Raw genomic sequence first — 11,001 nt, forward strand, 5'->3', positions numbered from 1 at the left:
TTTGTATGTGCAGGAAAACATATAAAAAAGATAGCCGATAACTTTAAGGAAGAGAGATGCAAAAAATAAGTTTCTTCATTATAATAGTGTGCAGGATGAAGATTAAGGGAGAAGTGGGAAATGGATGCAATGTGGACTGTTTGGTTTTTTGTAGTAGGAGCAGTATTAGCCTCGTTCGGCGGAGTGATCGGCTACCGTCTGCCAAAGGGAATGAAGGTAATAGGTGTAGAACGTTCACAATGTGACCATTGCGAAAGGCAATTAAAATGGTACGAGCTGTTTCCCGTTGTTTCGTTTCTAGCTGCGGGTGCAAAGTGTAAATCATGTAAGAAAGGGATCCCCCTTTTATATACGATGGTAGAACTCGCAACTGGTGCTCTTTATAGTTTTTCATACATAAAATACGGTTTCTCGATCGAGCTGTTGTTAGCCTGTTCACTCGTTTTATTATGCGCCATCATTACCGTTTCCGACTTGTTGTACTTTATTATCTCAGACAAAGTGCTGATCGTATTTTTCTTGTGGTTCCTAGCGTTACAGGCGATCTTTGAACCTAGAGGCTGGGTAGACGCTGCCGTCGGAAGTTTGCTCGGATTTTTATTTTTATTGTTGTTAGCCGTTCTCTCTAAAGGCGGAATCGGTGGTGGAGACATTAAGCTGATGGGGGCATTAGGGCTCGTACTCGGGTTCCAAGGAGCTTATCTGACATTAATGGTCGCGTCCATCGTCGGCGTTTTAATCGCAATCGTAGGATTAGTAACGAAGAAATATAACCGAAAGACCGCGATCCCGTTCGGACCATATTTAGCGGTAGGCGCGTTAGTGACATTTTATTATAGTGAAGAGTTGTTGGGGTTGATCTTTTGACCTCAACTTTTTTTATGTCGAAACTTTGATTTGGATTGAGCGTAAGTAGGGTATGAAAATTAGAGTAGTTTGAAGGTTATAGAGGATTACGAATACATTTAGAAGAGGATTAAGTTAGGAGGTTTTGTTGGAAATGTGGTTAATTATTTTTACGAATATACTAGCGTTCATCTTAGCATTAATATTTGGAATAGGTTATTACAAAAAGAAGAAGAAAGAAAAAGTTAGTCAAATTCGAGCTGAACTCTGGGGAACAGCTGTCTTTATAGGAGTTATGATTTTTTTTAATGGAGTAATTCTGTACGTGAACTATTCAGAGAAGCAAAGAGTAAAAGCTGCATATACAGAAATGGAAAAAAACAATGAAGAAAGAGGAAATGAAGAAGAATCTTTTGCTAACCTGGAATTATCACTTAAAACTGATAAAAGTAAAGGCCCAGATACTCATTATATTTATGTAGCTAATTTTAATAAAAAGGTATCATTTCATGGAAAGGTTTATATAAAAACCATCATCAATAATAAAATAGTTGACGGGGAATACACAACTAAAAAAATTACTATAAAACCAGGAGAAAAGAAACAAATAGATCATTTTGATGGGAGAAGTCTGTACGATTCATATTCTTGGGAGTGGGAAGGTGAACTTAATTAAATTGAAGTTTTAAAAAGGTGAGGACAAAAATGGATAATGACTATTTAAGTGGTGTGTTCTGGTTTAACATAGGAGCTTTTGCATTTGGACTTATTCTAGCCATTAGTTCATTCGTTCACTATAAAAAGTTAGGGAGAACGAGAACTGGTGTTTATTGGGCGATTGGGTGTATAGCAACATGTTTACTAGCGATGAATGGAATTATGAAAGTTTCAGATGTAATGGATGAACATATGAAGAAACAAGCGTTTGAAACACTTGAGGAAACCTATCACGAAAGAGGAGATCGTAACAATGAATCCTTTAAGAACTTAGAGGTTGTCGTTAATTCGGAAAAGGGCAGATGGTCTACAGCTTATAACATTTATGCAGCTAATTTTAACAAACAGTATACATACAAAGGGAAAATCGAGATTACGGTTAAGAATAGACAAGAAAAGAAAGTTTTTACACACGTTACGGAAACCGTTACTTTAAAACCTGGAGAGAAAAAAGAGCTTAAAAATACAAATTATGATACCACGCATTATAGCTATTCGTGGAGATGGCTAGGAAAGTTAAAGAAATAGAGAAAAGAATTTTGAAAACACCCAAACGTTGGTTTAGGTGTTTTTTTATTTTAATTCTTTTTACCTAAGTGAATTTATCTACTTCTGATCGTTAAAAGCGCTTATTTAGTGATTTTCAGGTTTATATTTTTAATATTAGAGGTAAAAACAAATGTAAAAATGGATATTTATGTATATATAACGTGAGGATATTCCTAGTAGGAATTTTTCGGGGAGGTGTCGGAAAAAGTCGAACATTGCCAAAGGTAGTAAGAAGGTTGTGGATAAGTTCAATAAGCCTTTATGTAGCAAGGATTTAGAAGGTTGACGCCTTAAGAATTTCTGTGATAGTTTTGCCATAGAAAAAATTCAAAAGATTTTACATATTAGATTTTGTTGTAATTTGATTTTTGTAGGAAATGAGTATCAGGACAATAAATGAGAAAGGTCTTCGGAATTTTCATCATAAATAGTGAGTTGTTCAGATTTTCAGCCGAAATTATGTAACAAAGAAGTATGTATAAACAGGAGAGGTATGGTATTAAATGAGTTTTAGAAACTTGAAAACACTATTGTTTCTATTCCTTTTACTAACTCTATTCACAGGATGCTCTAACTCAGAAGAAGCGAATAAACCTGCAGATTCTAAAAAGGAAGATAAGGAAGAAACTAAAAAAGAAAGTAAGCCTGAAACGAAAGAATCTGATAGTAAATTAAAAAAGGGAATTCCACCAGCTCCTACTTCTATTAATGAGATTTTTGCATATCCAAACGGAAAATTTGCTGGAAAAGAAGTATATGATACTACGAGTGGTGTGAAGGAAGAGCTTTTAAAAGACATGCCTAAACTGGATGAGGAAGCGAATGAAGAAACGCTAGATTTGTATTTCAATAACCTTGTAGCCCTCTATTGGAATGGCTTTACAGACCCGGCTACTCTTGTTGACAAGTGGAAATTATATTCGTTCGGTAGCCCCGATATTGAAGATCCTAAATTTCAATTTAAAGAAAATTATAATGTGGAAATTATCTTAGATGCAAGCGGTTCTATGGGTAAGAAGGTGAAAGGTAAAACCCAAATGGAATTAGCCAAAGATGCTATTGATACCTTCGTACAATCTTTACCTGATAAAGCAAATGTGGGATTACGAGTATATGGTCATAAAGGGAGTGGATCGGACTCTGATAAAAAACTGTCATGCGGAAGCTCAGATTTAGTCTATCCTATAGCATCTTATAATTCGACTGAGTTTGATAAAGCGCTGAATCAATTTCAGCCTAAAGGATGGACGCCAATCACATTAGCGTTAGAAGAGGCACAAAAAGATTTAGCGAAATATCCTGCAGAAAAGAATAACAATATTGTATTCCTAGTGAGTGACGGTATTGAAACATGTGATGGAGATCCTGTTGAAGCAGCCAAGAAATTAGTAGATTCTAATATTTCCCCGATCGTTAACGTTATCGGCTTTAATGTTGATGGAGAAGGGCAAAAACAATTAAAGGATGTAGCTGCCGCAGCTGGTGGAATCTATACAGATATTAACGATCAAACTCAGTTAAAGGAAGAATTTAAGCGAGTTGAAGAAATAGCAAAACGCTGGGAGCAGTGGAAGAAAGATTCACTAAGAGAAGCGGATGCCATAAAAGTAGAACGTTATTTTGAGGCTCTTGGTTTTACCAATGAATGGGACAGTAAAAAAACGAAGCTATCTAATAATATTAGTGGCTCAATTACCTATCTTTCGAATGAGGATTATATAACGAGAGAGCAAAGAGAGATTTTAAAAGATAAAGAAGAGAAATTAAATGAGTTTATTGAGAAGTCAGGTCTAGAAGTAGAAAATTATTTAAATTCCATGAACGAAAAAACGTTTGAACAAATGAAGCAGGATATAAACGAGAAATACAAACTTAATTAGAGAATATTCGCTAGGGGGAATTTGATGTCAAAAAGTGAAAAGAAATGGCGTCGTTTCTATATGATGATGTACATCTTTATATATGGTATTTATGTTCCTTATAATCTCTTCATGTGGTTAGGCGGAAATGAAGGGTTTCCGTATGCGATGTTGGGTATCGCTTTAGGTCTGCCTATGATGAAGAAAAATCATATAAACAGTATTCGTGAAAAAGATCATAGTATATAAAAGTATGATGTACGATGGTATATGAAGATGATTAGTATTATATAGGAGTGGAGTAATAGCGCTTATGAATAAAAAATTGTTCTCTTTCTAATTTTAACCACATTTTCTATCATACTAATAGCATGTAGCAATAAAGAAGAAACTGAACGCCAACAGGATAGTTCAAAGAGTAATGAAGAAAAAAGCACAATGGATCAAAGAAATAAAAAAGAGATCAATAAATTAAAAGATGTTCCAGAACCGTCTAAAAGCTTAGATGAAGTTTTGAATTATCCAGTCGGAAGGTTTGCTGGACTTAATTTTAGAGCTTCAGATGAAGAAAAAAAAAGGGTACTTAAGACATTTAACGAGTTTCCGAAACTCACAGATAATACGAGTGAAGAAGTATTGGATAAATATTGGGCAAACATGGTTGCTCTATATCATGAAGATTATCCAAGTCCAGATAAAGTTTTAGAGGATATTAAAGTACAATCTTTTGGGAATCCAGAACTGGAAGATGAAAGATATCATTTTAAAGAGAATTTGAATGTTGAAATTATCTTAGATGCAAGTGGAAGTATGGGTGGGAAAATAGGTAATAAAACCAAAATGGATCTTGCAAAAGAATCGATTAAAGATTTTGCTTCTAACCTGCCTGAAGATGCAAATGTTGCGCTACGCGTGTACGGGCATAATGGAAGCGGAAGTGACGGAGATAAAGTACTTTCATGCGGTAGCTCTGAGTTGGTTTATTCTATGCAAAAGTATAATAATGAGAGCTTTAGTGCATCACTAGACAAGTTTCAGCCAGCAGGTTGGACTCCTATTGCCTTAGCGTTAAAGGAATCTTAAAAAGACTTGAGTAAGTATGATAGTAAAACAAGTACCAACATTATATATCTGGTGAGTGATGGGATTGCAACTTGTGATGATGACCCTGTGTATGCAGGAAAAATACTTGCTGATTCAAATATTCAGCCGATTGTAAACATTCTTGGTTTTGATATTGATCATGAAGGACAAAAACAGCTTATGCAAATTGCTGATGCATCAAAAGGGACTTACTCCTCTGTTAACAATGGGGAACAATTAACTGAGCAACTTGATAAAGCAAAAAAAATGGCAGAGTCTTGGGAAGAATGGAAAGACAGTGCGAACAGGGAAGCCAAGAGTCAGTTTTTTGATCAAGAATTTGAAATTCTCTCCTTCTCTAATGACTTTGCTGAAGCATATTTAAGAGAAAATAATAATTATCGATATACCATCAGATATTTAAGGGATGAGGGGGAAATTAGTAGAAAGAGTTGGAGATATTTAGATGATAAACGAATAGAACGTTTTGAAAGAATGAAGCAATATAGACGAGACAATAAAAAGCAGTTGGAGTCTTTAAATGAAGACAACCTAAAAAAAGTTCAAGAAGAATTAAAGAGGCTTGAAGAAAATAAACAGTCTAGTTCTTAACAGTTTTCATTTTATGTGTGAAGGTACGGTAGAAGAATTACCACTTTATTTTGGCTTACATGAAGAAAAATCAAATAAACAGCATTCGTGAAAAGGATATAAGTTTATAGTTATTAAGTGAGAAATGTAGGAACATTCACAAAAATATTCCGTATTAATTATTATCCTATAGAATTTGCATAAGAGATGGAAACCCCATCTCTTTCTTTTTGAAAAATAATCAAAGGAGATTATTAAATGAAAAACAAACTAACCAATTCTCTTCTTCTTCTCATGGTTTTGACACTAACCGCCTGCACATCAGACCAAAAACCTTCTGCCAAACCTGAACAAGAAGCGAAAAAAGATAAGTATACAACCCTCGCTGAGGAAGCAAATAAAGAGGACAAATTAGAGAAACTAGAACTTCTTCCATACGCAGAAGAAGTGGAAGCGACGTTATCTAGCCCTAAGTACAAAGAGTTTACGGCAAACTCGACGGTACTCATTAAAGGTAAGGCGAAAAAGTATAACAGCTTCAAGTCAGATCATGTATGGATTAAGGTGAGGAGTGATCAAGAAGGGCCAAACGGTCGAGAGTTCAGTTATTACGCTCCTTTAAAGGAAGGCAAGTTTGAACAAAAGGTTCAGTTGTTTAATGGGAAGGGGAATTATTCTGTCAAAGTGAGTGTGCCGAGCGATACGGCTGAAGACTACTATTACGACATTGCCTCATTTGATGTAGAGAACGTGAATCCTGAGATTAAGAGAGATATTGCTTATACGAAGAACGCATTTCAATATGATTTAAAGTTAAAAAATTCCATAAATGGGTATATGGAAAGGAATGGTTCTTTCGAGCTTACGGGTGAAGTTGCTGATTCGAGCGTAGAGCAGCTTATGGTTGAGCTTAAGAAAGAAAGTGAATCTACTAAAATTATGGTTCCGGTTGAGAATGGAAAGTTTGCACATAAAATCCCTCTCTATTATGGCGCGGGTGTTCATGAGGTACAGATCATGACGCCTAAAGAAGGATCGACAAACTTTTTTACGGACGCGGCTCACTTATATGTGAAGAATTTATCTGGTGAATCCTTTGAACCTGTGAAATATTCCTCCGCTTACGAAGAAAAAGGCTTCAAACTTGAGACGCCAGAAGTAGGCGGTGAAAAAGCGGATCTAACATACAAGATTAAAGGGAAAATTAATCCAAAAGGTGAGGATGCGAACAAGACGAATGTCGTTTTCGTTCAGACAGAGAAAGACGATCTAAAAGCGATGTACGCGATCCCGGTTAAGAACAATAAATTTGAGGGAGAGTTTTTCCTCCGTTTTGGACCAGGGAAATACGATGTATCCGTTATGGCACCTGAATTTAATAAGACGAATGGATATATGCAGTTCTTTGTTGGTGTAGCAAATTTCTCGGTTGAGAATACAAACACGAGTGATCAACGATTTACCTTACCATCTAGAGGTATTCAGTCGGATGCAACTGAGATTACGAATCTAGCTCAGCAACTGACAAAAAATAAAAAGACTGATAAAGAAAAAGCGCTAGCGGTTTACGAGTATGTTGCAAAAAATGTGAGCTATGACGTAGACAAGCTAAACAATCGAACATTTGAGTTTGACGACAGTGCGGTAAAAACGTTGGAAGAGAAAGAAGGCGTTTGTCAGGACTTTGCGTATTTAGCGATTGCTCTATTACGTGCAAGTGGTATGGAAGCGCAAATGGTAACAGGGTTTGCTGGGCAAAATCATGCGTGGGTGGAGACAAAGGTCGACGGACGCTGGTTAACGATGGACCCAACATGGGGTTCAGGTTACCTACAGAACAACAAGTTCGTTCCAAAGTTCACCATGGAATACTTTGATCCAAAGCCAGCGGAGTTTCAGAAAACACATACGAAAAAAGAAATTGAGTTTTAATCTTAAAAAATGAGGTGCGGTATGTCCAAAAAAGAAAAGCGATGGAGACGTGTTTATTTTCTTCTATATCTATTAATCTACGGGCTAGTCGCACCGTTAAGTTTGATACTCTTTTTTATAGGAGAAGAATCATTTCCGTTCTTTATTATTCCAGTGATCCTGGCACTGCCGGCTATGAAGCATAACCATATTCAGAAGATAAGAGAAAAAGAAGAGATGAGAGCTTAAGGAATGTTGATCAAGAAAAAGGAGAGAAAAATGAATCGTTTATCTAGTGTAACGTTATCTCTAATTTTATTATTTATTCTTCTATTAACCGCATGCTCAAGTGAAAAAACAGCATCAGAAACAGAACCAAAGAAAAAAGAACCTAGAAAAGAGACGGTTGAAAAAGCGCCGACTGATCCTGAAGAGATGGTGAAACAGGGTGTAGGTAAGTATAACGAAAAGGTAAAGGACCTTGAAGGTGATGCTCTTGGTCAAGAGATTAATAAAATCACAAAGAACTATCCTAAAGGTATGAAGGCTGAGGAAGCCTATAACCGAATCGTTGCTGGGTTCTCGGCAGATCATCAGCCGGGATTTCAGGAGTTAGAGGACTTTGACATTTCGTTTGAAGAAGTAGAGGCGTATGAAAAGTATAAAGAAGAAAGTGAAAATGGAGAGGAAAAAAAGGAAGGTCCTCTTAATGTAGCCATTCTTTTAGATGCAAGCGGTAGCATGGCAGGAAAAGTTTCAGGAACGGATAAGATGACGGCGGCAAAGGAAGCGTTGAAGAAGTTTGCAGGTAGATTGCCTGATGACGCGAACGTCATGCTGCGTGTTTATGGACATAAAGGAAGTAACGATGATAAAGACAAGAAGGTTTCATGTGAAAGTACGGAAGTTATGTACCCTTTAGGCGCATATAATGAAGGAACTTTCCAACAATCTCTCTCTAAGTTTAAGCCAACAGGTTGGACACCGCTCGCAGCTTCCATTGAAGCAGCTGAAAAGGATCTACAAGGAAAAGAAGGAAATAACGTCATTTATATTGTGAGTGATGGAATTGAGACGTGTGACGGAAATCCTGTAGAAGCAGCGAAAAAGTTACACGAGTCGAACATCAAGGCAGAAGTAAACATCATTGGCTTTGATGTCGATAACGAAGGTCAGCAACAACTTAAAGCAGTAGCAGAAGCGGGTGGAGGTAAATTCCAATCAGTTTCTTCTCAAAAAGAATTGTTTGATGAAGTAGATTCCAACTGGTCGAAAGCGATGCACAATACACGAATTAATTGGGATTCTTCAATGGATATTAATGATATCAACTGGAGTAGTTCAAACAAGTTTATGGACCTCGGTAAAATTTACACAGATACAGTCATTGATAGTATAAGAGATGAGCAGTCTCTATTCCAAGACGTAAAGATGAATCTGAGAGATCAGGCAAAACTTAAAGATGAAGAAATAAATAAGTTGGATGAACTGATACGGGAAAGAAATGAAAAACTCATGGAATATGCGAAAGAAAAACACGAGACTAAGAAGGAAGCTCTAACAGCAGAAAGAGATCGTGCTGTAAAGGTGATCCAAGATTATGCGGAGGAAGCTAGAACACAATAATATAATTTAGTGTTAGCCCGATATTCTTATCGGGCCTTTTACCATGTTTAACAACCACACAAATAGAGAAAAATGAAGAGAGAGAAAGGCGGGACACATTCATGAGCTATGAAGATTTAGCATTACATACAGATAAGTATCAAATTAATATGATGTACGCCCATTGGAAAAACGGAACGCACAACAACATTCGCGTATTTGAAGCATTCTTTCGAAAGAATCCGTTTAAAAGCGGCTATGCCGTATTTGCGGGGCTTGAGCGGATCATTCGTTATTTGGAGCATCTTCATTTTACAGAGGAAGATATCGACTACTTAAGAACACAAGAAGAACACTATGAGGAACCTTTCTTGGAGGAGTTAAAGAACTTTAATTTTTCGGGAGAGTTATTCTCTGTAAAAGAAGGAACGGTCGTTTTTCCGAATGAGCCGTTAATTCGTATCAAATGTCGTGTGTTTGAAGCACACTTGTTAGAGACAGCACTTCTTAATTTCATGAACTACCAAACATTGATCGCAACGAAAGCAGCCCGCATTCGTTATGTCACTCCTGATGATCAGTTAATGGAGTTTGGAACGCGCCGCGCCCAAGAAGCCGATGCCGCAATATGGGGAGCGCGTGCCGCATACATTGCAGGCTTTGATGCAACATCAAATATGCGCGCTGGAAAACTCTTTGGCATTCCTACAAAAGGAACTCATGCACACGCGTGGGTTCAGGATCATGATTCAGAAGAAGAAGCGTTTGAACGGTTTGCGGAAGTTCTGCCCAATCAAAGCGTCCTACTTGTAGATACGTATAATACATTAAAAAGTGGAATTCCTAACGCGATAGAAGTTGGGTTGAAGATGAAAGCGGCGGGTAAATCACTTAAAGGTATTCGTCTGGATAGCGGTGATCTCGCGTACCTATCCATTCAAGCTCGTAAAATGTTAGACAAAGCGGGCCTCACAGATGTTGAAATCGTAGCGAGTAACGACTTAGACGACGATGTGATCTCAGATTTAAAAGCACAAGGTGCAACAATCACTTCTTGGGGAATTGGGACGCAGCTGATAACCGCATCAGATCAGCCTGCACTCGGAGGTGTTTATAAAGTTGTAGCTAAATATGAAAACGGAGAATTCGTACCAACGATCAAAATATCATCTAATGTAGAGAAAATCACAACACCTGGATATAAAAAGGTCTACCGCATTATTAATTCAAAAGGAAAAGCTGAAGCGGATTACATAGCGATGGATGATGAGATACTTCCTGAAAAAGATTTAAAACTTTTCGATCCGGTGCACACATACAAAAGCAAAGTGGTTTCTTCTTTTACTGCCGAAGAATTGCTACAGCCGGTTTATATAGAAGGAAAGCTTGTCTATGACCTTCCGAATCTAGAAGAAATCCGGCGCTATCATCAAGAGCAGCTTGGATTGTTTTGGCCTCAGCACTTACGAAGATTGAACCCACAAGAGTATTTTGTCGATCTATCCGTTCAAGTATGGAAGACGAAAAACGACCTTTTAGAGAAGTATTCTTTATAGCGAGCAAACCTCTTTTCGACATGAAAAGAGGTTTTTTAATAAAATCTTTAAAAAAGCGTTGACGGTCGGCCGTATCGCTGATATAGTAATAAACGTTGTTGCTTTTCTTACATAACGTTCGACAAAAACAAACATAAACTTTTAAAAAAGTTGTTGCTTCGAAAGAAGATATGTGGTAAGATAGTTTTTGTCGCTGCTTTAAGAGAGTGACGCGATAAAGAAAAAAGTTCTTTGAAAACTGAACAAAAGAAATAGGTAAGGAATTAAGAATTAATTCCGTCAGT

At 37.1% G+C, this 11,001-nt stretch carries 11 protein-coding genes; all 11 read left to right on the forward strand.

Features of this window, described 5'->3' with window-relative positions; genetic code table 11:
• Positions 1 to 120: 120 nt before the first annotated feature.
• The 11 genes from FS458_RS20265 (at position 121) to FS458_RS20315 (ending at position 10,717) form a co-directional block, all read left to right on the forward strand.
• On the forward strand, positions 121 to 867 hold the full coding sequence (locus FS458_RS20265) for a prepilin peptidase (RefSeq protein ID WP_144705008.1): 747 nt from the start codon (positions 121 to 123) through the stop codon (positions 865 to 867).
• A 127-nt stretch (positions 868 to 994) separates the two neighbouring features.
• Positions 995 to 1,522, forward strand: coding sequence for a hypothetical protein (locus FS458_RS20270; RefSeq protein WP_144705011.1), 528 nt, complete (start codon positions 995 to 997; stop codon positions 1,520 to 1,522).
• Between the two features lie 29 nt (positions 1,523 to 1,551).
• Positions 1,552 to 2,091, forward strand: coding sequence for a hypothetical protein (locus tag FS458_RS20275; protein ID WP_144705014.1), 540 nt, complete (start codon positions 1,552 to 1,554; stop codon positions 2,089 to 2,091).
• A 524-nt stretch (positions 2,092 to 2,615) separates the two neighbouring features.
• The gene (locus tag FS458_RS20280) at positions 2,616 to 3,992 is read left to right on the forward strand and encodes a vWA domain-containing protein (RefSeq protein ID WP_144705017.1); all 1,377 of its coding nucleotides are present in this window, start codon (positions 2,616 to 2,618) and stop codon (positions 3,990 to 3,992) included.
• Between the two features lie 24 nt (positions 3,993 to 4,016).
• On the forward strand, positions 4,017 to 4,220 hold the full coding sequence (locus FS458_RS20285) for a hypothetical protein (RefSeq protein ID WP_144705020.1): 204 nt from the start codon (positions 4,017 to 4,019) through the stop codon (positions 4,218 to 4,220).
• A gap of 189 nt (positions 4,221 to 4,409) precedes the next feature.
• Complete coding sequence (locus FS458_RS20290) at positions 4,410 to 5,054, forward strand: hypothetical protein (RefSeq protein ID WP_144705023.1); 645 nt, start codon at positions 4,410 to 4,412, stop codon at positions 5,052 to 5,054.
• 6 nt (positions 5,055 to 5,060) lie between these two features.
• Positions 5,061 to 5,666, forward strand: coding sequence for a hypothetical protein (locus FS458_RS20295; protein ID WP_144705026.1), 606 nt, complete (start codon positions 5,061 to 5,063; stop codon positions 5,664 to 5,666).
• A 237-nt stretch (positions 5,667 to 5,903) separates the two neighbouring features.
• Positions 5,904 to 7,577, forward strand: a complete 1,674-nt coding sequence (locus FS458_RS20300) for a transglutaminase domain-containing protein (RefSeq protein ID WP_144705029.1) — start codon at positions 5,904 to 5,906, stop codon at positions 7,575 to 7,577.
• Between the two features lie 21 nt (positions 7,578 to 7,598).
• A complete protein-coding gene (locus tag FS458_RS20305) occupies positions 7,599 to 7,805 on the forward strand; it encodes a hypothetical protein (protein ID WP_144705032.1) in 207 nt (68 codons plus the stop codon).
• A 30-nt stretch (positions 7,806 to 7,835) separates the two neighbouring features.
• Positions 7,836 to 9,182: a VWA domain-containing protein gene (locus FS458_RS20310; RefSeq protein ID WP_186320670.1), complete on the forward strand. Its 1,347-nt coding sequence runs from the start codon at positions 7,836 to 7,838 to the stop codon at positions 9,180 to 9,182.
• Positions 9,183 to 9,283: 101 nt separating this feature from the next.
• Entirely contained in the window at positions 9,284 to 10,717 is a 1,434-nt protein-coding gene (locus tag FS458_RS20315) for a nicotinate phosphoribosyltransferase (protein ID WP_144705038.1), read from the forward strand.
• Positions 10,718 to 11,001: the final 284 nt, after the last annotated feature.

Origin of the sequence: Fictibacillus phosphorivorans, from assembly GCF_007673525.1 — a bacterium.
In the GTDB taxonomy this organism is placed as follows: Bacteria; Bacillota; Bacilli; order Bacillales; family Fictibacillaceae; genus Fictibacillus; species Fictibacillus phosphorivorans_C.

Excerpts from the sequence above, each read along its gene's own strand:
- FS458_RS20265 (WP_144705008.1), top strand. The coding sequence starts at position 121 with ATGGATGCAATGTGGACTGTTTGGTTTTTTGTAGTAGGAGCAGTATTA.
- FS458_RS20275 (WP_144705014.1), top strand. The coding sequence starts at position 1,552 with ATGGATAATGACTATTTAAGTGGTGTGTTCTGGTTTAACATAGGAGCT.
- FS458_RS20280 (WP_144705017.1), top strand. The coding sequence starts at position 2,616 with ATGAGTTTTAGAAACTTGAAAACACTATTGTTTCTATTCCTTTTACTA.
- FS458_RS20285 (WP_144705020.1), top strand. The coding sequence starts at position 4,017 with ATGTCAAAAAGTGAAAAGAAATGGCGTCGTTTCTATATGATGATGTAC.
- FS458_RS20290 (WP_144705023.1), top strand. The coding sequence starts at position 4,410 with ATGGATCAAAGAAATAAAAAAGAGATCAATAAATTAAAAGATGTTCCA.
- FS458_RS20300 (WP_144705029.1), top strand. The coding sequence starts at position 5,904 with ATGAAAAACAAACTAACCAATTCTCTTCTTCTTCTCATGGTTTTGACA.
- FS458_RS20305 (WP_144705032.1), top strand. The coding sequence starts at position 7,599 with ATGTCCAAAAAAGAAAAGCGATGGAGACGTGTTTATTTTCTTCTATAT.
- FS458_RS20310 (WP_186320670.1), top strand. The coding sequence starts at position 7,836 with ATGAATCGTTTATCTAGTGTAACGTTATCTCTAATTTTATTATTTATT.
- FS458_RS20315 (WP_144705038.1), top strand. The coding sequence starts at position 9,284 with ATGAGCTATGAAGATTTAGCATTACATACAGATAAGTATCAAATTAAT.